A 24972-nucleotide genomic window follows, 5' to 3' on the forward strand; every position below is an offset into this window, starting at 1 on the left:
CATGAAACTCAGCCTCGGCCCCTTGCAGTACTTCTGGCCGCGCGCGCGCACCTTCGCGTTCTATCGCGAAGCCGCCACGTGGCCGCTGGACATCATCTACCTCGGCGAGACGGTATGCAGCAAGCGCCGCGAATTGCGCACGCTCGACTGGATCATGCTCGCCCACGAGCTGGCGGAAAGCGGCAAGCAGATCGTGCTGTCGTCGCTCGCGCTGATCGAGGCCGAATCCGAGCTGGGCGCACTGCAACGCCTCATCGAGCAGGGCCAGGGATGGATCGAGGCGAACGACCTCTCCGCCATCCAGCTGTGCCGGACACGTGGCGTGCCCTTCGTGGCCGGCCCCACGCTCAACGTGTACAACCATCGCGCGCTGGCCATGCTGATGGAAGACGGGTTGCGCCGCTGGGTGCCTGGCGTCGAACAGGGCGCCGTGCTGATCGACGAACTGCGCAGCGCCTTGATGGAAGAAGGCTCCGACATACCCGAACTCGAGGTCATCGGCTTTGGACGCCTGCCGTTGTCCTATTCCGCGCGATGCTTCACAGCACGCGCGCTGGATGTGGCAAAAGACCAATGCGGCTTCCGCTGCATCGACTATCCGGATGGCCTGCCCCTGGCCACGCGCGAAGGCCGCCCGTTCCTGCGCATCAACGGCATCCAGATCCAGGGCGAAGAGATCACCGATCTCGGCCCCGAGCTACCTACCTTGCGAGCACTCGGCGTGGATGTGCTGCGCCTGTATCCGCAAGCCGAAGGCATGGAAGACATCGTGGCGCACTTCGATCTCGCCCGCCGCTCCGTCACGCCACCGCCGCGCATCGGTGCGCGCAACGGCTACTGGCACGGCACGGCAGGGATGCGATCAGTCGACCTGCCTTGACAGCCAGTGGCGCGCCCCCTTGTCCGCTACGGTAACTAACGGTTAGGCCACGGCTGCAGATCCCCGACCGTGACGTGGCCCTGCCAGCCCTGAAACAGTTCCGCGGCATGGTTGTCCACTTTCCGGGCGACCATCCAGACCGGCTGTGCGGCCTGGCAACCGCCACTGCCTATGTGGTCTACGTTGAGCCCCTCGATACAAATCACGGCGCCATAAACTTCGCCACGCGTCAGCGCATCTCGTTCCCGCCGATAACGTCGTTCCGCGCGGCGTGCAGCCACCTCATCACCGTAGGTCATCTTCATGTCCTGGAGCAGTTGTTCTGCCTTGCGCAGCTCCTCTGGAAGAGCATGCCCCCTGGCCGAGTTCAGGACGGCTAGATACACCACATCACCGCGCTCTGCCGCCAGGGTCAACCAAGCAAGCCCACGCGCCCGATCCAAGGGAACGAAGTCACCCTTGTAGTACCCAACGCCGAGCAGGAACTGGGCTTGCTTGCTGGCCCAACGCGCCGCTTGTTCAAGGGCGTTTGCGCTGGCCGCCGCATGCCCCTTGGCCAGCTCGCGTCTTCCAACGCAGTAGTAATAGCTACCAGGCAGGAAGCGCTCTAGCCCGCGTGCGCAATACGATGCGCCGACCTCTTCAAGACTGCGATCGGGTCGAAACTCAGTGGCGGCCTTCGCAGCATCCGAATCGCCTGGAACCATAACGGCCAGGACCGTCCCCAACGCTGGACGGGACGGGCATGCAGCGGTGGTGGCGATAAGTACCAGCGTGCAGAACATCTCTCTTGCGCCGACCATGGCAACACCTCGATGCCCTCAGTCCAAGGTTGCGGAGGCCTCAGGTCCACGACCGGAGTCCAGGCGACCTGTTCTTGGTAAGCCGTACCTAGAGGCTCAAACTCCCCGTGCCGCTCGTCTGCCCGTTGGCCTCCGGGGTGCCGGTAGTAGTTCCGCGTGCTTCCGAGTGAGGAACTATCGCATCACGCCATTTTGCGAAATAGCCAGGGAGAGTCCACGGCCCACGCAATCGCCCCTCCAGGCCTGATGAAGAAGCAGGCCTGGCTTCGGAGTGAATGGATCGAATGGTCTGCGTTTTCCGGTCAGACGCTCGCAAATACCAGGCTGGCGTTGGTACCACCGAAGCCGAAGCTGTTGGACATCACCGTCCTCAATGCCGCATCGCGCGTCTCACGCAATATCGGGAAACCTTGCGCGCGCTCATCGAGCTGGTCGATATGGGCCGAGCCGGCCATGAAGCCGCCCTTGAGCATCAACAGGCTGAAGATCGCCTCGTGCACGCTGGCAGCCCCCAGCGCATGTCCCGTCAACGCCTTGGTGGAAGACAGTGGCGGCACATCCGGTCCGAAGGCCTCGCGCACCGCGGTGAGTTCAACGATGTCCCCCAGCGGTGTGGCCGTGCCATGCGTATTGAGGTAATCGATCGGACCTTCGCAGTTGGCCATAGCCAGGCGCATGCAGCGCACGGCACCTTCGCCCGAAGGCGCCACCATGTCCGCGCCATCGGACGTCACGCCATAGCCCACCAGTTCGGCGTGGATCGTTGCACCCCGCTTCCTGGCGTGTTCGTAATCCTCCAGCACCAGCATGCCGCCACCGCCGCCGATGACGAAGCCGTCGCGTGAGGCGTCATACGGTTTTGAGGCCAATTCCGGTGTCGCGTTGTACTGGGAGGACAGCGCACCCATCGCGTCGAACTGTGCGGTCATGCCCCAATGCACTTCTTCGCCACCGCCGGCAAAGACGACGTCCTGCGCGCCATGACGGATCAGGTCGGCCGCGGCGCCAATGCAGTGTGCCGACGTGGCGCACGCCGCGGCAATGGAATAGCTCAGACCCAGGATGCCGAATGCCGTCGCCAGGGTGGCGGACACGGTGGAGCACATGGTCTTCGGCACCATGCAGGGGCCCACGCGGCGCACACCCTTTTCGCGTAGCAGATCGGCCGTCTCGATCTGCCACTGCGCCGAGCCGCCGCCCGAACCGGCGATCACGCCAATGCGCGGGTGACGAATCTGTTCGAGCGCGAGACCCGCGTCTTCCACCGCCGAGCGCATGGCGAGATAGGCGTAAGCCGCGGCGTCGCCCATGAATCGCCGCAGCCGGCGGTCGATCAGTGCCTCGAGGTCGATCTTCGGCATGCCGGCCACATGGCTGCGCAAGCCCTTGGCGGCGTATTCGGGCATGGCACAAATGCCGCTCTTGAGATCCTGTAGTGCCTGCGTCACTGCGTCGGATGCATGCCCGAGGCAGGAGACGATACCCATGCCGGTGACGACGACGCGACGCATCAGAAACCCTCCGTCGACTGGAACAGGCCCACGCGCATGTCAGTGGCCACATAGATCTGGCGTCCGTCGACGTGGACGGAGCCGTTGGCGACCACCACGTTCATGCGACCCTTGATCACGCGGCTGATGTCCACCTCGTAGCTGACCAGGCGGGCGCTGGGCAGCACCTGGCCGGTGAACTTCACCTGGCCGACGCCAAGCGCTCGACCGCGACCTTGCAGGCCAAGCCACGGCAGAAAGAAGCCACTGAGCTGCCACAAGGCATCCAGACCCAGGCAGCCGGGCATCACCGGGTCGCCATCAAAGTGGCATTCGAAGAACCACATGTTCGGGCTGATATCCAGCTCCGCGCGCAGCGATCCCTTGCCAAAGGCACCGTCATGCTCATCCACGTGCGTAATGCGGTCGAACATCAGCATGGGCGGCGATGGCAGGCGCGCATTGCCGGGGCCGAACAGTTCGCCGCGGGCGCAGGCGAGTAGCTGCTCGCGATCAAACGAGGAAGCGCGTGTCATGTCATGTCCGCAGAAGAAGAGAATCGCGAGTCTGGTGTACCCCTTCCCTGTCGGCCCTGACGCGGATCAAAGAGGCGCGGCGCGATGCCGGGTGCGGCAAAGCGACATCAACCCCGTCGCTCGCGATGGGCTTCCCGCGCCATCCGCGCCAGGCCCGCACCTCGATGAAGGGCGATGCGCAGGCCCAGCGGCACGTCCTCCCAGGGCAGGCGTTCGAGCAGGTTGCGTGCAGTCAGCCCCAGCTCGGTATCGCCGGTGAGTACGAGTGCGCGCTGGAAGAACAGCGTATCTGCGTCCTCGAGACGGCCAGCCAGAAGCAGAAGATCGGTCGCGCTGCCACGCACGCAGGCTTCCGGTTCGCCTGCTATCACGCGCAGGCGCCCGTGGTCCCAGGTGAGCACCCAGCGCACGCCCAGGTCGCTGACTTCGATGCCGAGGCGGCGCCCCTTCATGAAATCGAGCGAACCGTCGCGCAACGGTGCAACGAGCACGCGGCTCATCGCCTTCTCCAGCAGGGCGTGCTGCCAGCGGCCAGGAATGGCGCGAACCAGCGGTGCCATACGGCGCGGCGGCGGCATCCAGCCCAGTACCTGCGGCGCCAGCGTGGAGGGAGCAATCGATATCGGCATGGCGGGAATCATCGACCTGGGCGGCATCTCCCTGCCCTGACCAACATCAAGGCGGCCACTTTCGCCAACGAGGCCTTGCTGCAGGCAGGCATCGTCAATGGCAAGGTCGAGCAGCGTGCGTGCCGTGGCATCTGGCACGCCAACGCGCGCTGCGAGTGTTTGCGCACGGGCACGCACGCGCTGCTCACGGCTAGTGTCCCGACCAGCCATGCCGGCACGCGACTTCAGCCATGCGACGACTCGCACGAGACGCCGACGTGCCGCCAAAAGAAGGATCAATCCGTCATCGACCCCATCGATGGCGCCACGCGCACGATCAAGGAACCAGCGATCACGCGGAAGCGACAGCACCGGGATGCTCCTCATTGGCGACGATCAAGGCATGCGCAGCGGGCAGCACGGCGCCGGCATACACGCGTGATGCCTCATCCGGCGCGAAGTCCACATGCTGTCGTTTCTTGACGTCGTAGTCCGACAGCACCAGATGAGCGTCGGCGACCACTCCTGCGCGCGCCAGACAGGCAGCCACGCAGCGCATCTCACATCCATCGAGTGCGAGTATCCGTCGCCCGCTTTTTGCCGTCCGCACCAGACCGGGCACACCACCACCCACACCTGCGATGCAGGACATTTCCGCCACCCCCTCGCGATCGAGACGCAACGCAAGGTGATTGGCCATCTGTGCCGCGCTCGAGCATCCCGAGCAGGCGTAGACGAGAGTTCCCTTGGGCATGTTCACCGTCCCGGATTCGCTTGATCACGCAAGAACCGCTGCACGCGGCGGCGCGTGCCGAGGAAAGCGGCCGCCACTCCTCCCCATGCAACGCACTGAAGCAACCCCGCCGCACGGGCAATCCACGCCGCGGGATACAGCGTCGCCAGTACGACCATCGTGCCGGCAACAGCCAGGGCGATAGCCACCGCACCACGCTCTCTTGCGGGCATCAGGCGCTGCACGCCGGGCAACTGAACACCTCGACCAACACGCCGGTGAAGTTCGATCCAGCCCAGGAAGGCGACGATTTCCAGTGCCATGCCGGTCACCAGCAAGGGCAACGCCACACCCAGCGCAAGCGCTGCCGCAAGCAAGGGCGCGTGGCTTTGCCATGGCAGCGCCAGCACCGATGCCATCAACGCGAATGCAGCCCCTCGCCAGCTCCACCACAGGGGGCCGCGACGTGCCTGGGTCGTGCGCATCTGCAGCCAGGCCACCGTGAGTGCGAACGACATGCCGAAGAGCGCCAGCGTCGCCGGCAAGCCCGTTTCGTTCATGCCGGACAGACGCAGGGCTGCGGCAATCGGCAAAAGCACCACCACACTGCCGAGCCAGGCCGCATGCCACTTCACCGGCGGCACGCCGGTGCCCTGAAACATCGGCATGACCACGCGCCCCACGCTGGCCAGCAGCAGCACGACCCAACCGAGCACTCCGAACGATGCATGGACATCCACCCACTTCGGCATGGCCAACGACAACCGGCCGCTGCCGCAAAGTGCCAGAGCGCCGCCAACCAAGGCCGTTGCCAGTCCGTAAACGAGCGATGCGCCGACGCCCATTCGCAGCAGCCGTTGCCCGGCGGAGCGACACACCGCGGGCAGGATGATGCCGGCCATGGCCAGGAATGCCAGCGGCAACAGCAGCCCCCCCAGCGTCAGCAGCACGGACGAGCCGAGATAGAAGCCGCACACGAGTGACAATGCACCCGCGTTCAATGCGACGTGCACCCAGGCGCCCAGCCGCTCACCGCGAAGCGGAACCCCGGCGGCGGCCGGCAGGAACTGCAGCAGGCTGCCGAACATGGCATTGCCGAGCACGCCCAGGGTGATGGTATGCACCAAAGCCAGCGTGCCAGGATGCCAACGCGATCGCAGCAAGCTGTCGCCATCGATCACCAGCAGCAGGCCTGCCAGCACGCCCCAGATCGGCATGGAGCACAGGAACCGACGCGGAAGCGAAACGATCGGCGCCTGGTCAAGCGCCAGCCGGGCCATGACCGGTCGCAGCCCCGTGCGGAATGCAACGAATGATCACTTTCGCGCCGCCCCCGGAAAGCGTGATCGCCTGTGCCTGCAAGCCACGCTCGGCCAACGCTGACAGCAACGGCATCGGCATCAGCGGGGTCAGGACTTCCAGCACCTGACCCGGTGCCAATCGGTCTGCTGCCGCCAATGCCTGCTGCATCGGCTCCGGCGGTTGCAGGGAGCGAAGATCGAGCAAGGCCGTAGCCGCAGCAGTTCCCGAGCCACGGCATACGCAGGTATGAGTAGACGTATTCATGCCGTCATTTCATCGAATCTGCCGCGGCGATGCGCTGACCTGAGTCAGCGCATCGATGAAGCCGTCACCCGGGACGGGCAACTACGGCTTCGTTACAGCGGCTGCTTGCCCTGCCATTCCAGTTGCAGCCAGACCTTGGTGTCATCGTGCGCGTAATGATCGGCATTGTAGCTGGCGACCTTCACCAGTCCGGTCAACCCCGGCACCAGCGGGAACGACAGCGACGCATTCCACTCGTCGCCGTAATGCATGCTGCCCTTGTCGGCGTGGTAATCGTGATAGGCCACGACCCAGCCGAGCTTGCTTGCCCAGCCCTGCTTGCCGAGATTGCCGTTGAGGGATACGTAGTAGTCCTCGAGGCCGTTCACCGGCGTCACGGTGAACTGGTCATCCCAGCCGTTGAAGGCGTGCAGCGTGGCCAGCGGCGTCTGCAGTGCGGTGTGGCCATCGCCACCCAGATGTTCCCAGGCCAGCTTGCCCGTGACACCCCACTGCGTCCACGCAGGCTCCAGCAGCCAGTAGCTGTGGCTGAAGTTCTGCGGATTGTTCGCGTAGTCGTACTGGCGTGCGCCTTCCACTGCCCAGCTGAATCCGCCCTCCGGTGACGGCTTGCCGACCCAGCGCGCACCGTAAGTCGCGGTGGAGGCCGTGGCGACGTCCTTGTCCTTGTGCAGATACGCGTAACCCGACACCTGCTGGCTGCCATGGGACCAGGCGGCGTTGAACAGATGCGTGTTGAGCAAACGGTTGCGGGCCAGTGGATTGAGCGCATCCGGCCCGGCCACGCGGTTCACGCGATCGAGCCAGTCGTAGCGCAAAGTCCAATTCGCAGCCGGCTTCCATTGCATGCTGACGGCGTCGAAGGTCTGCTCGAACTGCCGCCAGGCCACGTTGCCTACCCAGCGCTGGTTGTCGAGCACGATCTCCTGTCGACCGACCTTGGCACCGAAGTCGCTGCCCTGCCACGCCAGCCAGGCCTGGTTGAGTTCGGTGCCATGCGGATCGGTGATGCCCGGATACTGCGTCTGACCATTCGCCCCGCTGTTGTAATGATCGTTGGCGCTCGCTACGCCCGCACCCTCGATGAAACCACTCCAGCCGCTACCAAAATTGGCGTGCAGACCCAGGCGAAGCCGCAAGGTATTCGCCTGTGCATCGTGGTGGAATGCGTCATCGTCAACCTGCTCATGACGAAGTCGCGCATTCCATTCCACTTGCAGCGGCGTTGATGCGTCCGTGCCCGACTGGGCATTCGCTGCGAAAGAAACACCAAGCATGGCCAAACCACATGCTGCCAATGAACGACGATGGCATGCCCTTTTCATCCAACTACTCCTGTCGAGCTACTCCCCATTGAGTGAAGCTAGTCTCGACAGGTATGCGGCGATCCGGCCTGACCGTCGTCAATTCGATGGCGCATGGAGAGTTAATGTGACAACGCGCCGCGTCAAAAGCAGAAGCACGGATGACTCTTCGCGCTGAAAGCGCGCTAGTCGCACATTCACTATCGCCATAGGGACGAAAACGACTGCAGCGAACGACACTACGTTGGTGCCTGAGATGATGTATCCCACGCATGCTTCTTAGGAGCGATGGACGAGCACCACCCGCCCCTTCGCACCAAGGCAAAAAGTGATTCGTGCGTGACCGGCCAGCGAAGGCTAAGGTGCGCTAAGCGTCTTCTTCACCACCTGCACGAACTCGGGATCGAGGCGCCCGATGACGGTGGTACGCGCCACGATGCGCCCTTCTTCGTCCAGCAACAGGAGTTCGCTGGAGTGATTGAAGTCGCCGTCCGGCAGAGGGCGATATTGGACGCCAAGCAATGCCGCGAGTTGACGGGTAGGCGCCGGTTCGGCGCGGGCCAGCGTCCAGCGTGGCGCTTCAAGCTTGCGCCGCTCGGCGTATTGGTTGAGCACCGCCACGCTGTCGCGCGCGGGATCGAAACTGATCAGCAGGAGATCCACCCGGTCGCGGTCAGGCTCGTCCACCGCCTTCTGGGTCAGCTTCAGCGTGTCCACGATCATCGGGCATACCATCGTGCACGACGAATAGAACATCGATACCAGCTGCACGTGGCCACGACGCGACGCCAACGGCCACGTCTTGCCGGCCTGGTCGGTCAGCTTGACGTCCAGCTGGTAGATCGAATCCCTGGGCAACGGTGTCGTTGCCTGAGCCGCACTGCATAACACCAGGCATAGCAACACGAGCAGCCGCTTCATCGATCATTCCTCAGTCGGACTTCGCACAACGAAAGCCAAGATTGGTGGTGGTATTGGATGCCTTGAGCGAGGACAACATGGCCACGCGCATCAGCGTGGCGTAGTTTTCCTTCTCCTGCATGTTGAGCGCACCGGCGCCACAGAACTTGAATTTGTCCGCGCCATCCTGGTCACGGCTGTCGCTGCCCACCAGCAGCGCATTGAAGTCGTCGACCCATTCCCATACGACGCCATTGAGGTCGCGCACGCCATGCACGTCGGCGGGTCCGCCGATCTCCGGCAGCGGCGCATTCGATGGACGGCTGTACCAGACCAGCACACGCTCGCGCCAGGCGGGATCTTTGCGGGCATCGGCGCGCTGGCCATCGGCTGCGGCCGCGTACTCCCACTCGTACCAGGTGGGAAGGCGTGCCTGCTCGCTCTCGCAATACGCCTCCGCCGCAAACCAGCTGACGCGTGTAACGGGCTGCGAAGGCGATATCGCCGCTCCCAGCGCATCATTGCCGGCCCACTGAGATAGATATCCTGCGTCGGCAAACAATGCCGGCACACGATCACGTTGCCACTCGGGACGCTTCTGCGTGAACGCCAGGAACTCGGCATTGGTCACCGGCTCGATGCGCAAACGGAACGGCGCAATACGCGCCGGCGCCACCTTGCCATCCGCCGGGAGCACGCTGGAAAAGCTGCCTCCCGGCAAGGCGACATAGTCTGCCGCCGCTGCCGGGAGGGCTAGCAGCAGGCCGGAAAGGATCACGGCCAGCTGTTTCATCTCAGTGCCCCGTGGCTGCCGGTGCCGGCGTGGCACGTACCTTGGACACTTCCTCCTTGCTCACCTGTCCACCCGGGTTGTCCCAGCTGTTCAGCACATAGGTGAGGATGTTCGCCACTTCGTCGTCCGTCAGCTGGCTCATCGGCGGCATCACGGAGTCGTATTCCTTGCCGTTGACGGTGACCTTGCCGGTCAGGCCGTGCAGCGGGATGCCGATCAGATGGTCCTTGTCCTGCTTTGCCAGATAGTCCGACTTGGCAAGCGGCGGGAACACGCCCGAAAGACCTTCACCATTGGCCTGGTGACAGACCGAGCAGGTGCCGGTGAACAGCTGCTTGCCCGCGGCGATCTGGTCGTCCTTGCTCAGCGTGCCGGAGGCATTGGCCTTGGCGGCCGCGGCCACAGCGTGCAGGTTGGGATTGGCGCGATCACCCAGGTACACCGAGTCCACCTCCTTGCCGGAGTAGATCGCCTTGTTCTCGGGACCGTCCACCTTGAGGATGCCCAGTGCGCCCTTGTTGAAGGCACGGAAGATCGAATGGTCGACCAGCACGTAGCTGCCCGGCACGTCGACATGGAACTCCGCCATCATCGCGCCACCGGCGGGAATCAGCGTGGTCTGCACGTTTTCCTGTGCGTGCGTGCCGCCTTCGTAATAGACCTTGTCGAAGATCTCGCCGATCACGTGGAAGCTCGACACCAGGTTCGGGCCGCCGTTGCCCACGAACAGGCGCACCGAGTCACCCACCTTGGCGGTCAGCGCATGGTCGCCGGTGAGCGAACCCTCGTGACCGTTGAACAGCACGTAGGTCGGACGCTCCTCGATGGCCTTGTCCATGTCGAACGGCTGGTGACCCTTCTCGCGGTACTTACCCGTGGTGTAGAAGTCACCCTGCATGACGTAGTACTCATGATCCACCTTCGGCAGACCTGCCGGTGGCTCGACCAGGATCAGGCCATACATGCCATTCGCGACGTGCATGCCCACCGGTGCGGTGGCGCAGTGGTACACGTAGAGGCCGGCGTTGAGCGCCTTGAAGGTGAACTGGCTTTCATGACCCGGCGCGGTAAAGCTCGACGCCGCACCGCCGCCCGGACCGGTGACGCCGTGCAGGTCGATGTTGTGCGGCATCTTGTTGTCGGGCGAGTTCTTCAGATGGAACTCCACCGTGTCGCCCTGGCGTACGCGGATGAAGCTGCCTGGCACGGTGCCGCCGAAGGTCCAGTAGGTGTAGGTGACACCCTCGGAAATCTGCATTTCCTTCTCGATCACTTCGAGATCGACGATTACCTTGGCAGGGGTCTTGCGATTGATCGGCGGTGGCACATTCGGCGGAATGCCGAGCACCGCGTGAATAGGTTCACCTTGTGGCGGTCCGAAATCTATCGGCGCCGCAAGAGGCGCCGGACTGGCCGCGGCAACTACGGCCAGTGGTGCCTTGCCGGCGAGTACGGCCCCGGGCAGCAAGCCAGCGGCGATGAGTACAGTGGCTAACAATCGTGACATGGGTTTCTCCCTTGATTCCCAACTCAAGCCTAGGCAGCGTCATGAATCTCCGCTTGACTGATGTCAGAGACGGCGAAGCGCATGACCAAATGCGTCAACCTGCCACGGCGTTTCCTTTAGTTCGCACACTCGTCGCGAGCCATATCGCGAAGCGCTTTTCGATCGAGCAACGTGACGGATCGCCCGTTGATGTCGATGAGTTTCTGACTGCGAAAGCGCCCCAGCACGCGACTCACCGTTTCGGCGGCAAGGCGCAGGTAGTTCGCAATGTCGCCGCGTGCCATGCTCAGTCGAAACTGCGTTCCCGAAAAACCTCGCGCCTGATAGCGATCGCCCAGGTCCAGCAGAAATGCGGCCATGCGTTCGTCCGCGGTGTGGTCGGCAGCGAGCAGCGTCGCTGTGCCAAGCTCCTTGCTCAGCAGGCGGAACAGGTGCTGTTGCAAGGCTGGCATGCGCGACGCCAGCGCACTCATGGCGGGGAACGAGAAGCGACAGAATTGGGCCGCTTCCAAGGCCACCGCGTCGCAGGGAAACTGGTCCGGATAGATCGCGTTGAGGCCAATCACTTCGCCCGGCAGGTAAAAACCCAGCACCTGTTCGCGGCCATCCTTGTCGACCACACAGGTCTTCACCGTGCCGGCGCGCACCGCATAGATCGCGCGGAACGGGTCACCCGTTCGAAATACATGCGCCCCCGTGCGATACGGCCCCACGTGTTCGACCAGGCAATGGAGTGCGGACAGCTCAGGCTTGCCGTAACCCACCGACAGGCAGGCATCGGAGAAGGCACAGGTACTGCAGAAATGGACCTCGTCACCATCATCCGCAATGGGATTGCACGGATGGAGCGTGCAGTCGATGGACTTCCCGGAAAGCATGTTCAGCCCCCTAGCTGGGTCTCATCCGTCAGATCGTGCGCGAGTAGCGGGACGTTTCTGCCGGGTTATTGAGGTACGCGTCGAAGTTCATCGCGATGTTGCGCAAGAGCAGACGTCCGCGCGCAGTGATTCGGATCGTCGCGTCATCCACTTCCACCAGGCCGTCGGACGCTTGCTCGCGCAGTCGATCCAGCTCCATGGTGAAGCGGTCGGAAAAATCCAGTTGATGGTGCTCGCCGAAGCCGCGCATATCGAGTTCACCGTGGCACATCAGCTCACTGATCACGGCGCGGCGGATGAGATCGTCGCCACTTAGCGAAATGCCACGTGCCACCGGCAGGCGCCCCGCCTTGATGGCGGCTTCGTAACCGATGAGGTCGCGCGCACTCTGGCTGTAACTGTCACCAATGCGACTGATGGCGCTGACGCCGAGTCCGATGATGTCGCAGTCGCCGTGGGTTGAATAACCCTGGAAGTTGCGCTGCAACGTGCGACTGCGTTGTGCACGCACCAGTTCGTCGTTGGCGCGCGCGAAATGATCCATGCCCACGTAGACATAACCCGCATCGCACAGGCGCTTGAAGGCGCGGCCGAACAGCGCCAGTCGCGTGGCGGGATCGGGCAGTTCATTGGCGTCGATCTGCTGCTGCGCCTTGAACAGCTTGGGCAGATGGGCGTAGCCATAGACGGCGATACGATCCGGAGCGAGACCGAGCACTTCGTCCAGGGTGCGGTCGAAGCCATCGAGGGTCTGACGCGGGAGCCCGTAGATGAGATCCACGCTCACTGAGCCATAGCCCGAGGCGCGCGCCGCATCCAGCACTTCGCGTGTCTGTTCCACGCTCTGGATGCGGTTGACGGCTTTCTGCACGGCCGGATCGAAATCCTGAATACCCACCGAGATGCGGTTGAAGCCCAGCGTGGCCAGTTCCGTGATGTAGCGGCCGTCGGCGAAGCGCGGGTCGATCTCGATGCCGTACTCCCGCTCCCCTTGGCGGCGATAGTCGAAATGCCGCTCCAGCGTTTCGATCACCGCTGTCATGCGCGGCAGGTCGAGGTAGTTCGGCGTGCCGCCACCGAAATGGAGCTGCTTCAGCGGCCGGTCGCGATCGAACATCGGCCCCGCCATGGCGATCTCCTGGAACAGCAGCTCCAGGTAGTGGTCCGCCTTGGCGATATCGCGCGTGATGACGCGCATGCAGCCGCAGTAGAAGCAAGGGCTGAAGCAGAAGGGCACGTGTACGTAGACCGACAACGGCCGTGGCACGAGGTCTTCGTTGGAGGCCTGCGCCGCCGCCCGCAGGGCGGCTTCATCGAACCCGGTATGGAACTGCGGTGCCGTCGGATAGCTGGTGTAACGCGGTCCGGCGACGTCGTACCGGGCGATGAGGGTGGCGTCGAATTCGGGAACGATGGTATCGGTGCGCATGGGCGGCAGTATCGAACCGCCCCTGCGAGACTCATCTGACGCCAGTCAGGCGCCTGCGACATTTAGTGTAGGTTTCCGGCGCAAATCCCTGTGGTAAAGCGCCGCAGGTCACACCCATGTCGCTTAGCGCTTCTGCGGCGCGATCACCTGTTCGATGGAGCCGAAGATCGAGGCGCCGGACGCGTCGGTGACATCGATGCGCAGGCTGTCGCCAAACTTCAGGAACGGCGTGCTGGGCTTGCCGTCACGCAGGGTTTCCACCGTGCGCTGCTCAGCCAGGCACGACGCCCCCTTGCCGGTGTCTTCGTTGGCGATGGTGCCCGAGCCGACGATGGTGCCGGCGGTCAGCGGACGGGTCTTGGCGGCATGCGCCACCAGCTGTGCGAAGTTGAACTGCATGTCCACGCCGCACTCGGCCTCGCCGAACCACTGGCCGTTGAGCCAGGTGCGCATGGGCAGGTGCAGCTTCTCGTCCTGCCAGTCGTCGCCCAGTTCGTCCGGCGTCACGAACACCGGCGACAGCGCCGAGCGCGGCTTGGACTGCAGGAAGCCGAAGCCCTTGGCGAGTTCGGCGGGAATCAGGCCACGCAGCGACACGTCGTTGACCAGGCCCACCAGCTGGATATGGCCCGCCGCCTGCGCCGGCGTCACCGCCATCGGCACGTCGTCGGTGACCACCACCACTTCGGCTTCGAGGTCGATGCCGTAGTCCTCGCTGGGCACCACCACCGGGTCGCGGGGGCCCAGGAAGCCGGCGCTGGTGGCCTGGTACATCAGCGGATCGACGTAGAAGGATTCCGGCACCTCGGCGCCGCGGGCGCGACGCACGCGCTCCACGTGAGGCAGATAGGCGCTGCCGTCGACGAACTCGTAGGCACGCGGCAGCGGCGACGCCATCGCGGTGACGTCCAGCGCGAACGCATCGGCGGCCTTGCCTGCGTTGAGATCGTCCGACAGCGCATTCAGGCGCGGCGCCACGTTGGACCAGTCGTCCAGGGCGGCCTGCAGGGTGGCGGCAATGCCCGTGGCCTTCACGGCCTTGGCCAGGTCGCGGCTGACAACGATGAGCGTACCGTCGCGGCCGCCTTCCTTCAGGGAACCCAGTTTCATGTTTTGCTCCGGTGGCCGCGCCGGGGCGCGGCCCTGTCGTTCTTGGTGGATACGGTGACCCGGCCTTACTTGCCGGTGAAATGCTTCTGGATGCCCTGCCAGCACTCGTAGTAGCTGCCCTGCAGCTGCTTCGATTCCAGCGCCTGCCGGGTCGGATGGATCACCCGGCGCGTCTCGAACATGAAGGCCATGGTGCCTGTGATCACGTCCGGCTGGGACAGGTCACGGGTCGACGCCTTCTCGTACGTCGCCGCGTCCGGCCCGTGGCCGCTCATGCAATTGTGCAACGAGGAGCCGCCCGGCACGAAACCCTCGGCCTTGGCATCGTAGGCGCCGGTGATCAGGCCCATGAACTCGCTGGCGATGTTGCGGTGGAACCACGGCGGGCGGAACGTGTTCTGCGCCACCAGCCAGCGCGGCGGGAAGATCACGAAGTCCATGTTGCTCACGCCCGCGGTGTCGCTGGGCGAATGCAGCACGAGGAAGATGCTCGGGTCCGGATGGTCGTAGCTGATCGAGCCGATCGTGTTGAAGCGGCGCAGGTCGTACTTGTATGGCGCGTAGTTGCCATGCCAGCCGACCACGTCGAGCGGCGAGTGATCGATCTGCGCACGCCACAGGTTGCCTTGGAACTTCGCGACCAGTTCGAACTTGCCTTCCACGTCTTCATACGCGGCCACCGGCGTGAGGAAGTCACGCGGGTTGGCCAGGCCGTTGCTGCCGATGGGACCGAGGTCCGGCAGGCGCAGCAGCGCGCCAAAGTTCTCGGCGATATAGCCTCGCGCGGTCTCGTCCAGCAGCTCCACGCGGAAACGCACGCCACGCGGAATCACCGCCATTTCCAGCGGCTCCAGCTCGATCACGCCGAACTCGGTAGCCAGGCGCAGGCGCCCCTGCTGCGGCACGATCAGCAGCTCGCCGTCGGCGTTGTAGAAGAAGCGACCCTGCATCGAGCGATTGGCCACGTACAGGTGGATGCCGACGCCCGACTGCTCGGCCGGACCTCCGTTGCCCGCCATGGTGACGATGCCGTCGATGAAATCGGTGGGCTCGCCAGGCAGCGGCAGCGGGTCCCAGCGCAGCTGGTTTGGATTCGCCGGCACTTCGTTGAAGCGGTTGTGGAAGCGGCCTTCCGGCACCGCATCGAACGGGTGATGCATCGCCGCCGGGCGAATCCGGTACAGCCAGCTGCGGCGGTTGCTGTGGCGCGGCGCCGTGAAGGCGGTTCCGGACAGCTGCTCGGCATACAGGCCGTGCGCGACCTGCTGTGGCGAATTCTGCCCTTCAGGCAGCACGCCGGGCATGGCCTCGGTGGCGAATTCGTTGGCGAAACCGGATTGGTAACCCTTGCTGGCCTTATCAGACATGCATCCGCCTTGTGCTTTTTCTAAAGCCCCTCTCCCTCCGGGAGAGGGGTTGGGGTGAGGGTTCGGTCTTGCGCAGCGCCAAGAATAGCCTCGAGCACCGCAGCCGTTTGTTGCAGAACCTCGTTGTCCCAATAGCGCAGGACCTTGAGGCCAAGCGATTCAAGAAAACGAGTGCGCGTTTCGTCTGCGCCCTCGTTGTGTTGCGAACCGTCAAGCTCGATCACCAGCCTGGCCGAGTCGCAGTAAAAATCCGCTACGTAGGGAGGGATGGGATGCTGCCTGCGGAATTTAAGCCCGTTCAAGCGCCCTGCCCGAAGGTGGAGCCAGAGGCGCTGTTCGGCTTCCGTACTTGAATGCCGAAGTTCGCGCGCATGACCGCGCGTTCTGGTTGGCAACGGTGGCTTCCTGCCTCCGCGCATTTCCGCACCCTCTCCCCAACCCCTCTCCCGCAGGGAGAGGGGCTTTAGAGCAAAAGCGTTTACAGGAAGCCGCGCTTCATCTGGTCGCGTTCGATCGACTCGAACAGCGCCTGGAAGTTGCCTTCACCGAAGCCTTCATTGCCCTTGCGCTGGATGATCTCGAAGAAGATCGGGCCGATGTTGTTCTGCGTGAAGATCTGCAGCAGCTTGCGCTGCTTGGTCTCCGGATCGGCGTCGATCAGGATCTTGTTCTTCGCCAGGCGCGGCACGTCCTCGCCGTGGTTCGGAATACGCATGTCGATCACGTCGAAGTAGGTGTCCGGCGTATCGAGGAATTCCACGCCCTGCGCGCGCATCGCTTCCACCGTGTCATAGATGTTGTCGGTGAACAGCGCAATGTGCTGGATGCCTTCGCCGTGATAGGCGTCGAGGTACTCGTTGATCTGCGACTTCGGATCGCTCGATTCGTTGAGCGGGATGCGCACGATGCCGTCCGGCGCGGTCATCGCCTTGGACACCAGGCCGGTCTTGGCGCCCTTGATGTCGAAGTAGCGGATCTCGCGGAAGTTGAACAGGCGCTCGTAGTAGTCCGACCACTTCTGCATGTTGCCGAAGTAGAGGTTGTGCGTGAGGTGGTCGATGAAGGTGAGGCCAAAACCCTTCGGATGCTGCTCGGCACCCGGGATCGGCGCGTAGTCGTCGCCGTAGATGCTGCCCGTGTCGCCGTAACGATCCACCAGGTACAGCATGCAGTCGCCGATGCCCTTCACCACCGGCGCGTTGATCGCCTTGGTGGCTTCGCCAAGTTCGCCCAGCGACTCACCGCCGTTACCGAGCACGGTGGCACGCACCTCGTCGGCCGGCTTCTTGAAGCGGATGGCGAAGCCTGCGGCGCAAGGACCATGCGCCTTGGCGAATTCGGCGGCGAAGGAGTCCGGATCCTCGTTGACCAGCAGGCTCACGTCACCCTGGCGGTAGACCGTGATCGGACGGCTCTTGTGCTTGAGCACGGCGCTGAAGCCCATGCTCTTGAACAGGTCGTGCAGCTCCTGCTCGCGACCGGCCGGGGCGGCAAACTCAACGAACTCGAAGCCGTTGATGCCCATGGGGTTTTCGAAGGTGGTGACCTGCATGCCAAGATTGGGCTGCGCGCTCATGGGAATCTCCTGGTGGATCGATGCTCAATGGCCCTACGCCAAGCGTGCGACCATCCTCATAATCCCAGCGTTATAGTTACATATGAAACCAATTGCAAGGAGCATCGCATCAGTGTCCGCTGAACGCCATCCCGACCATGCCCCGCTGGAGCTGGAGCATTTCCTGCCCTACAGGCTCTCCATCCTGTCCAATGCGGTCAGCCAGGCCATCGCCGACGACTACCAGCGGCGTTTCGACCTCAGCATGACGGAGTGGCGCGTGATGGCCGTGCTGGCGCGATTTGACGGCCTGTCGGCACGTGAAGTGGCCGAACGCACCCTGATGGACAAGGTGGCGGTGAGCCGGGCCCTGGCCAAGCTGGTCGAGGCCGGCTGGGTGACCCGGGCCACCCACGATGGCGACAAGCGCCGCTCGGTGCTGGGCCTGAGCGAGGCCGGCTGGGCGATCCACGAGGTGGTGGCGCCGATGGCGCGGGCGCACGAGCGCAACCTTCTGGAAAAGCTCGACGAAGAGGAGCGCACCTGGCTGCTGCGCATCCTCGACAAGCTGCAGGCGATCGAGCCGAAGTAGGCAGTAAGCGCCACCTTTTGATCGTCATTCCCGCGAGGTGCTCTTCAACAGCTGAAAAGCTGGTCAAGCGGGAGGCGCTTCAAAACAGCGAAGCTGGTCATCCAGTGCCTTGGCTCTTATTGCACCGAAAAGTCGCTGGATGACTCGCTACGCTCACCCCTTCGGGGCCGCCCTACGGGCGTTCTGCGCGCTTCGCGCTTGTCCCGCTTGACCAGCCTGCGGCTGTTGAAAGGCACCTCGCTGGAATGACGGAGTTGAGGGCTTCCTTACTTCACCCCGTGCATCAACCGGTTGATCAGCGGCGCGATCAGGAACAACAGCACACCCGCCCCGGCCAGCAGCCAGAAGCTGAAGGTGAAGCCGCTCAGCGCGGAGGCGACGGTCATGCCGGTTTCGCCGCTGACGTGGCCGGCGAAGATGCCCGAAAGGTTGTTGCCGATCCCGGTGGAGAGGAACCAGCCGCCCATGGCGAAGCCCACCAGGCGCACCGGCGCCAGCTTGGTCACCATCGACAGGCCGATCGGCGACAGACACAGCTCGCCAAGGGTCTGCAGTACGTAGACCAGTACCAGCGGCCAGAACGGGATCAGGTTGCGGCTATCGACCAGGCTGGACAGCGCGTACATCAGCACCACGAAGGCCAGCGCATTGCCGAGCAGGCCCAGGCCGAACTTTCGCGGGATCGAAGGCTCCATGTTGCGCTTGTCCAGCCAGCCCCAGGCGATGGACACGAACGGCGCCAGCAGCACCAGCGCCAACGGCGCGACCGACTGGAACCAGCCCACCGGGAATTCCCAGCCGCCGAACATCTTGCGGTCGACGATGTTCTGCGCGAGGAAGTTGAACGAGCTGCCCGCCTGTTCGTAGAACATCCAGAACAGCACGTTGAACACGAAGATGATCAGCATCGCGATCACGCGGTTGCGCTGCACCTTGCCCTCGCGGATGCCTTCCACCAGCAGCAGCGCGGACAGACCCACGAACAGCACGCTGAGCATCCACTGCAGCACCACGGCGCCGGCCTTCGCCATCACCAGGTAGACCAGCGGGATGGCAAGCACGCAACCGATGAACACGTAGAGCACGCGCATGCGGTTGGCCTGGTCCGCCGTCGGGCGACCCACGCCCTTGAGCTGGCGACGGCCGACCCAGAACCAGAACAGGCTGATCAGCATGCCGATGCCCGATGCCAGGAACACCAGCTTGTAGTTCTGCTGCATCGGCGTGTCGGTGAAATAGCTCGCCATCCAGCCGGTGATCAGCGGCGAGAACAGTGCACCCGCGTTGATGCCCATGTAGAACAGGGTGAAGCCGCGGTCGCGGCGCGCGTCACTCACGCCGTAGAGCTGGCCCACCATCGAAGAGATGTTCGGCTTGAACAGGCCATTGCCGACGATCACGGTGGACAGGCCGAGCAGGAAGATGTCCTGGTTCGGCACCATGATCAGGAACAGGCCGGCCGACATCACGATGGCGCCGACCAGGATCGAGCGCTGGTAGCCAATGATGCGGTCGGCGACATAGCCGCCGAACACCGCCGCCGCATAGACCAGCGCCAGATAGGCGCCATAGGTGCGGCTGGCGAAGCCCTGCCCCGACGGATCGTTGTTGAAGAACTCCGCCACGATGTACAGCGTGAGCGCCCAGCGCATGCCGTAGAAGGCGAAGCGCTCCCAGAACTCCGTCATGAACAGCATCCACAACGGACGCGGATGCCCCATGGTCTGCGGGTAATCGGGTACCGACGGCGCGGTGGTCGTGGTGGCGTGGGTCATGCGTTCCCCTGTTGGGTGTGGTCGGCACGTCGCGTGCGGACCGGTTGAAGCGGACGGGGAGATGTAACCGGCCAGCGCCGAATCCGTCAAATGCACCGCAGCATATTGCGAATCTGATAAGGCGCCACGGAAACCTGCCGTGGCGCCCCTTCATTCAACGCACGCCGTGCATCAAGCGATTGATCAACGGCGAGATCAGCAACAACAGCACGCCTGCGCCCGCCAGCAGCCAGAAGCTGAAGGTGAAACCAGCCAGTGCCGAGGCGGCGGTCATGCCACTCTCGCCGCTGATCTGGCCCGCCAGCAGGCCGGAAAGATTGCCGCCCACCGCCATCGACAGGAACCAGCCGCCCATCGCCACGCCCACCAGGCGCGGCGGCGCCAGCTTGGTCACCATCGACAGGCCGATCGGCGACAGACAGAGCTCGCCGACAGTCTGCAGCACGTAGCAGGCGGTCAGCGGCCAGAACGGGATCAGGCCGCGGCTGTCGATCGAATAGGTCAGCGCATACATCAGCGCGGTGAAGCCCAGGCCGTTGAAGACCAGGCCGAAACCGAACTTGCGCGGAATCGACGGTTCCTTGTGGCGACGCGCGAGGAACGACCACACCTGAGTCACCACCGGTGCCAGCACGATGATCGCCACCGGGCTCACCGACTGGAACCAGCCCACCGGGAACTCCCAGCCGCCGAACATCTGGCGATCGACCATGTTGGCCGCCAGGAAGTTGAACGAGGTGCCGAGCTGGAAGTACATCATCCAGAACAGGACGTTGAAGGCGAAGATGATCAGCATCGCGATCACGCGTTCCAGCTGCACGCGGTCGTGGCGAATCGCCTCCACGATCAGCATGGCGGCCACGCCGACGAACAGCAGGCTCAACAGCCACTGCAGGCCGTTCGCGCCGATGAAAGCCAGCAGCAGGTAGACCAGCGGCACCGCCACCGCCACGCCCACCAGCACCCACACCACGCGCATGCGGCTGGCTGCTTCCGGCGCGGGACGGCCCACGTTCTTCAGGCCGCGACGACCGAACCAGAACCAGAACAGGCTCAGCGCCATGCCCACGCCCGCGGCGCCGAACACGATGCGGTAGTTCTCCTGCGTCGGCGTGTCGGTGAAGTGGCTGGCGAGCCAGCCGGTCAGCAGCGGCGCCAGCAGCGCTCCGCCATTGATGCCCATGTAGAACAACGTGAAGCCGCGATCCCGACGTTCGTCCTTGGAACCATAGAGCTGGCCGACCATCGAGGAGATGTTCGGTTTGAACAGGCCATTGCCGACCACGACCATCGCCAGGCCGAACAGGAAGATCTCCTTGCCTGGCAGCATCACCACGAACAGGCCCACGGCCATCACCAGCGCACCGATCAGGATCGAGCGCTGGTAACCGATCACCTTGTCGGCCACGTAGCCGCCGAAGATGCTGGTGGCGTAGATCAGCGCAGTGTACGCGCCGTAGATCTTGCTGGCCCAGGCCTCACCGGCCGGGTCGCCGTTGAAGAAGTGCGCCACGATGTACAGCGCCAGCGCCCAGCTCACGCTGTAGAACGCGAAACGCTCCCAGAACTCCGTCATGAACAGCATCCACAGCGGACGCGGATGCCCCATCGTCTGCGGGAAATCAGGCGCGGACGCGGGTGCGGTCTCGGCTGTGTGGCTCATGCATGCCCCTTAGATTGCTAACAAATGGCGCGAAGTGCGCCGACAGAAATTACGAAAGGACCCGAACGCGTCCGCGCCCCAAACCCGCCCCGCCGTCATCCCCGCGCAAGCGGGGATCCAGTGACTTTCACGCCAAAGCCAAGGCGCTGGATGACCAGCTTCGCTGTTGTAAAGCGCCTCCCGCTTGCGCGGGAATGACAGTGGGGGATAGTGACCATAAAAGGGCGCGTGAGCGGTCTTGATGTTCGAGAGGCGTGGCAACGCCTCAGGTGCCCAGCTCCGTGCGCACGTCGAGCAGTTCCGGGAAGAATTCCAGGTCCAGCGCCTTCTTGAGGAAAGCCACGCCGGAGGAGCCGCCCGTGCCGCGCCGGTGTCCGATGATGCGTTCCACGGTTTTCATATGGCGGAAACGCCAAAGCTGGAAACTCCCCTCCATGTCCACCAGCTGCTCGCACATGTGGTACTCGGGCCAATACGCCGAACGGTTTTCATAGATGCGCTTCAGCACCGGAAGCAGGTCCGCGTGCCGCTGGTAAGGCTGCGACCAGTCGCGTTGGGTGAGTTCCGGCGGCACCGCATGGCCACGGCGCGCCAGGTAGCACAGGAACTCGTCGTACAGGCTCGGCGCTTCCAGTACCGCGCGCAGGTCGGCTTGCGCCACCGGGTCATACGCAAACACCTGCAGCATCTGCGCGTTCTTGTTGCCGAGCAGGAATTCGATGGTGCGGTACTGCAGCGACTGGAAGCCGGACGAGGAGCCCAGCACGCCGCGAAATTCCAGGTATTCCGAGGGGGTCAGCGTTTCCAGCACGCCCCACTGTTCGAACAGCTGTCGCTGAACTTGCTTTACGCGCGCCAGGATCTTCAGGCACGGGTCGAGGTCGTCGCGGCGCAGGCTGGCGATGGCGGCCTTGAGCTCGTGGATGATCAGCTTCATCCACAGCTCCGACACCTGGTGCTGCACGATGAACAGCATCTCGTCGTGGTGCGGCGGGTCGCTCAGGGGGTGCTGCGCGGTGAGCAGCTGGTCCAGCCGCAGATAGCCGCCATAGGTCAGTCGCCCGTTCAGGTCGAGTTCGATACCGGCCTCAAGGTCGCGCTGGTTCTCGGTCATGTCGATCCGGAGTGCGGAAAAGTCCGCATGGTAACCGGTGTGGCGGCCGGCCCCGTACGAGGGCGCATGCTGCACCGTGCCTTGCAGCGCAACAAGGCCCCCTGTAACAATTTCGCTCTTGCTCAGGGCTTTAGAGCCTGTTCAAGGTCTCGGCGTGGCCCATGCCGAGACCTTGAACAGGCTCTTGTCCGCTGCTGGCCCCACTGGATGGGCCGCCGCTTCCCAGCATCCAAGATCTCCATTAACTCTCTCCGGGAGCGAGTTGTGTCCATCGCCGCCAAGTTTGAAATCGAATACCTCCAGTATCTCGATGCGGAAGGCAAGCAGGTCCGTGACGATCTGCCTGCGTTCGCCAACGACCTCGACCACATGGTCGAGCTGTACAAGTTGATGATGTCGACCCGCGTGTTCGACGCGAAGTCGGTCGCCTTGCAGCGCACCGGCAAGCTCGGCACCTATGCCAGCTGCCTCGGCCATGAAGCCGCGCACGTGGGCATCGGCAGCGCCATGAAGCCCGAAGACGTGTTTGCGCCGAGCTACCGCGAATACGGTGCCCAGCTGTACCGCGGCGTGCAGCCGCGCGAGGTGTACATGTACTGGGGCGGCGACGAGCGCGGCAACGACTATCAGAACGAGCCGGCCCGCCACGACTTTGCCTGGTCGGTGCCGATTGCCACGCAGTGCCTGCATGCCGCCGGCTCCGCGCTGGCCTTCAAGATCCGCAACGAAAAGCGCGTGGCCGTGTGCACCATCGGTGACGGTGGTTCGTCCAAGGGCGACTTCTACGGCGCCATCAACATCGCCGGCGCGCAGAACCTGCCGATGGTGGCGGTGATCGTCAACAACCAGTGGGCCATCTCGGTGCCGCGCAAGATCCAGTCGGGTGCACCGACGCTCGCGCAGAAGGGCATCGCGGCCGGCCTGTACTGCATCCAGGTCGACGGCAACGACATCATCGCCGTGCGCAAGGCCATGGGCGACGCCCTGGACCGCGCGCGCAACGGCGAAGGCGGCAGCGTGCTCGAGCTGGTGACCTATCGCCTCGGCGACCACACCACCGCCGACGACGCCCGCCGCTACCGTGGCGAGCAGGAAGTGAAGGACGCCTGGGCGAAAGAGCCGATGAAGCGCCTGCGCGCGTGGCTGGTGGCCAAGGGCGTGTGGGATGACGCCAAGGAAGAAGCCTGGAAGGTGGAGTGCGACGACTGGATGGACAACGAGGTGAATGCCTACCTCGAGACCAAGACCCAGCCGGTCACGGCGATGTTCGATTACACCTTCGCCGAAGTCCCCGCTGATCTCGCCAAGCAGCGCGATCTCGCACTCCAGCTCGACAAGAAGGCCCACTAAGCCATGGCACAGATCACTCTTATCGAAGCCGTCACCCAGGCGCTCGCCTATGAGATGGCGCACGACGACAGCGTCGTGGTGCTGGGTGAGGACGTGGGCGTCAACGGCGGCGTGTTCCGCGCCACCCAGGGCCTGCAGGAAAAGTTCGGCGAACTGCGCGTGCTCGACACGCCGCTGGACGAAACCACCATTGCCGGCGTCACCGTGGGCCTTGCCGCCCAGGGCATGAAGCCGGTGGCCGAAGCGCAGTTCGAAGGCTTCATCTACCCGATGATGGAGCAGATCGCCTGCCACGCCGCGCGCCTGCGCAACCGCACCCGCGGCCGCATCACCGTGCCGGCCGTGTGGCGCGCCCCGTGGGGCGGCGGCATCCGTGCGCCGGAGCATCACTCCGAAGCGAACGAGCACCTGTTCACCAACATCCCGGGCCTGCGCGTGGTGATGCCGTCGTCGCCGGCGCGTGCCTACGGCCTGCTGCTCGCCGCCATCCGCGATCCGGATCCGGTGATGTTCTTCGAGCCCAAGCGCATCTACCGCCAGTACAAGGAAGAAGTGCCCGATGACGGCGAGGCGCTGCCGCTGGACGTGTGCTTCGTGCTGCGCGACGGCACCGACGTCACCATCGTCACCTGGGGTGCCCAGGTGAAGGAAGCGCTGGAAGCCGCCGACGAGCTCGCCGCCGACGGCATCAGCGCCGAAGTGATCGACGTGGCCACGCTGACCCCGCTGGACTTCGACACCATCGCCGAGTCGGTGCAGAAGACCGGCCGCTGCGTGATCGTGCACGAAGCCCCGAAGACCGCCGGCTTCGGCGCGGAAATCGCCGCCCGCATCGCCGAGGAATGCCTGTACGACCTGCTGGCTCCGGTCGAGCGCGTCACCGGCTTCGACACGCACATCCCGCTGTTCCGCCTGGAAATGAAGTACCTGCCGAGCACCGAGCGCGTGGTGGAAGCCGCCAAGCGCACGCTGGCCGCCAGCTAAAATCTTTCCGCGCTCGTCGTCCCTGCGAAGGCAGG

General features: G+C 64.1%; 24 protein-coding genes. 4 read left to right on the plus strand and 20 right to left on the minus strand.

The window, feature by feature from the left end; all coding sequences use genetic code 11:
- Window position 1: 1 nt before the first annotated feature.
- The gene (locus EPB08_RS13725; RefSeq protein ID WP_130619665.1) at window positions 2-880 is read left to right on the plus strand and encodes a U32 family peptidase; all 879 of its coding nucleotides are present in this window, start codon (window positions 2-4) and stop codon (window positions 878-880) included.
- Between the two features lie 35 nt (window positions 881-915).
- Here EPB08_RS13725 and EPB08_RS13730 read toward each other — a convergent pair whose 3' ends face one another.
- The 17 genes from EPB08_RS13730 to hppD all read right to left on the minus strand — a co-directional run bounded on the left by EPB08_RS13730 (window position 916) and on the right by hppD (window position 17480).
- The gene (locus tag EPB08_RS13730; protein ID WP_130619666.1) at window positions 916-1683 is read right to left on the minus strand and encodes an SEL1-like repeat protein; all 768 of its coding nucleotides are present in this window, start codon (window positions 1681-1683) and stop codon (window positions 916-918) included.
- Between the two features lie 302 nt (window positions 1684-1985).
- Window positions 1986-3194: a beta-ketoacyl synthase N-terminal-like domain-containing protein gene (locus tag EPB08_RS13735; protein ID WP_130619667.1), complete on the minus strand. Its 1209-nt coding sequence runs from the start codon at window positions 3192-3194 to the stop codon at window positions 1986-1988.
- The gene (gene fabA / locus EPB08_RS13740; protein WP_130619668.1) at window positions 3194-3709 is read right to left on the minus strand and encodes a bifunctional 3-hydroxydecanoyl-ACP dehydratase/trans-2-decenoyl-ACP isomerase; all 516 of its coding nucleotides are present in this window, start codon (window positions 3707-3709) and stop codon (window positions 3194-3196) included. Before fabA ends, EPB08_RS13735 begins: the two co-directional genes overlap by 1 nt.
- Before the next feature lie 107 nt (window positions 3710-3816).
- Window positions 3817-4689, minus strand: coding sequence for a ubiquinone anaerobic biosynthesis accessory factor UbiT (gene ubiT / locus EPB08_RS13745; protein ID WP_229238341.1), 873 nt, complete (start codon window positions 4687-4689; stop codon window positions 3817-3819).
- A complete protein-coding gene (locus EPB08_RS13750; protein WP_130619670.1) occupies window positions 4670-5071 on the minus strand; it encodes a putative zinc-binding protein in 402 nt (133 codons plus the stop codon). Before EPB08_RS13750 ends, ubiT begins: the two co-directional genes overlap by 20 nt.
- Before the next feature lie 2 nt (window positions 5072-5073).
- Window positions 5074-6330 (minus strand): hypothetical protein, encoded by a 1257-nt coding sequence (locus EPB08_RS13755; RefSeq protein ID WP_130619671.1) that lies wholly within the window; start codon window positions 6328-6330, stop codon window positions 5074-5076.
- Window positions 6311-6616, minus strand: coding sequence for a DUF2249 domain-containing protein (locus EPB08_RS13760; protein ID WP_130619672.1), 306 nt, complete (start codon window positions 6614-6616; stop codon window positions 6311-6313). The genes EPB08_RS13755 and EPB08_RS13760 overlap by 20 nt, the downstream gene beginning before the upstream one ends.
- 92 nt (window positions 6617-6708) lie before the next feature.
- Window positions 6709-7893, minus strand: coding sequence for an alginate export family protein (locus EPB08_RS13765; protein WP_229238342.1), 1185 nt, complete (start codon window positions 7891-7893; stop codon window positions 6709-6711).
- A 384-nt stretch (window positions 7894-8277) separates the two neighbouring features.
- On the minus strand, window positions 8278-8841 hold the full coding sequence (locus EPB08_RS13770; RefSeq protein ID WP_130619674.1) for an SCO family protein: 564 nt from the start codon (window positions 8839-8841) through the stop codon (window positions 8278-8280).
- 10 nt (window positions 8842-8851) lie between these two features.
- Window positions 8852-9613, minus strand: coding sequence for a formylglycine-generating enzyme family protein (locus EPB08_RS13775; protein ID WP_130619675.1), 762 nt, complete (start codon window positions 9611-9613; stop codon window positions 8852-8854).
- A gap of 1 nt (window position 9614) precedes the next feature.
- Window positions 9615-11120, minus strand: a complete 1506-nt coding sequence (gene nirK, locus EPB08_RS13780; RefSeq protein ID WP_130619676.1) for a copper-containing nitrite reductase — start codon at window positions 11118-11120, stop codon at window positions 9615-9617.
- Window positions 11121-11236: 116 nt separating this feature from the next.
- Window positions 11237-11998 carry a helix-turn-helix domain-containing protein gene (locus EPB08_RS13785; RefSeq protein ID WP_130619677.1) on the minus strand — a complete coding sequence of 254 codons (762 nt, stop codon included), beginning with the start codon at window positions 11996-11998 and terminating at the stop codon, window positions 11237-11239.
- 28 nt (window positions 11999-12026) lie between these two features.
- The gene (hemN, locus tag EPB08_RS13790) at window positions 12027-13427 is read right to left on the minus strand and encodes an oxygen-independent coproporphyrinogen III oxidase (RefSeq protein ID WP_130619678.1); all 1401 of its coding nucleotides are present in this window, start codon (window positions 13425-13427) and stop codon (window positions 12027-12029) included.
- Between the two features lie 123 nt (window positions 13428-13550).
- Entirely contained in the window at window positions 13551-14537 is a 987-nt protein-coding gene (locus EPB08_RS13795) for a fumarylacetoacetate hydrolase family protein (protein ID WP_130619679.1), read from the minus strand.
- Between the two features lie 65 nt (window positions 14538-14602).
- Window positions 14603-15904 (minus strand): homogentisate 1,2-dioxygenase, encoded by a 1302-nt coding sequence (gene hmgA / locus EPB08_RS13800; protein WP_130619680.1) that lies wholly within the window; start codon window positions 15902-15904, stop codon window positions 14603-14605.
- A gap of 20 nt (window positions 15905-15924) precedes the next feature.
- Window positions 15925-16323 (minus strand): endonuclease domain-containing protein, encoded by a 399-nt coding sequence (locus tag EPB08_RS13805; RefSeq protein ID WP_130619681.1) that lies wholly within the window; start codon window positions 16321-16323, stop codon window positions 15925-15927.
- A gap of 59 nt (window positions 16324-16382) precedes the next feature.
- Window positions 16383-17480, minus strand: a complete 1098-nt coding sequence (gene hppD / locus EPB08_RS13810) for a 4-hydroxyphenylpyruvate dioxygenase (RefSeq protein WP_130619682.1) — start codon at window positions 17478-17480, stop codon at window positions 16383-16385.
- Window positions 17481-17562: 82 nt separating this feature from the next.
- Here hppD and EPB08_RS13815 point away from each other — a divergent pair, with 82 nt between their 5' ends.
- Entirely contained in the window at window positions 17563-18051 is a 489-nt protein-coding gene (locus EPB08_RS13815; RefSeq protein WP_130619683.1) for a MarR family winged helix-turn-helix transcriptional regulator, read from the plus strand.
- Between the two features lie 266 nt (window positions 18052-18317).
- Here EPB08_RS13815 and EPB08_RS13820 read toward each other — a convergent pair whose 3' ends face one another.
- The 3 genes from EPB08_RS13820 to EPB08_RS13830 all read right to left on the minus strand — a co-directional run bounded on the left by EPB08_RS13820 (window position 18318) and on the right by EPB08_RS13830 (window position 22603).
- Window positions 18318-19826: a peptide MFS transporter gene (locus EPB08_RS13820; protein WP_130619684.1), complete on the minus strand. Its 1509-nt coding sequence runs from the start codon at window positions 19824-19826 to the stop codon at window positions 18318-18320.
- A 154-nt stretch (window positions 19827-19980) separates the two neighbouring features.
- Window positions 19981-21489, minus strand: coding sequence for a peptide MFS transporter (locus EPB08_RS13825; protein ID WP_130619685.1), 1509 nt, complete (start codon window positions 21487-21489; stop codon window positions 19981-19983).
- A 265-nt stretch (window positions 21490-21754) separates the two neighbouring features.
- Window positions 21755-22603 carry a tryptophan 2,3-dioxygenase gene (locus EPB08_RS13830; RefSeq protein WP_130619686.1) on the minus strand — a complete coding sequence of 283 codons (849 nt, stop codon included), beginning with the start codon at window positions 22601-22603 and terminating at the stop codon, window positions 21755-21757.
- A 264-nt stretch (window positions 22604-22867) separates the two neighbouring features.
- On the opposite strand from EPB08_RS13830, the gene pdhA reads away from it, so the two are divergent.
- The gene (pdhA, locus tag EPB08_RS13835; RefSeq protein ID WP_130619687.1) at window positions 22868-23953 is read left to right on the plus strand and encodes a pyruvate dehydrogenase (acetyl-transferring) E1 component subunit alpha; all 1086 of its coding nucleotides are present in this window, start codon (window positions 22868-22870) and stop codon (window positions 23951-23953) included.
- 3 nt (window positions 23954-23956) lie between these two features.
- Entirely contained in the window at window positions 23957-24937 is a 981-nt protein-coding gene (locus EPB08_RS13840) for an alpha-ketoacid dehydrogenase subunit beta (protein WP_038615039.1), read from the plus strand.
- Window positions 24938-24972: the final 35 nt, after the last annotated feature.

The sequence above is a fragment of the Dyella amyloliquefaciens genome (assembly GCF_004296575.1).
GTDB lineage: Bacteria > Pseudomonadota > Gammaproteobacteria > Xanthomonadales > Rhodanobacteraceae > Dyella > Dyella amyloliquefaciens.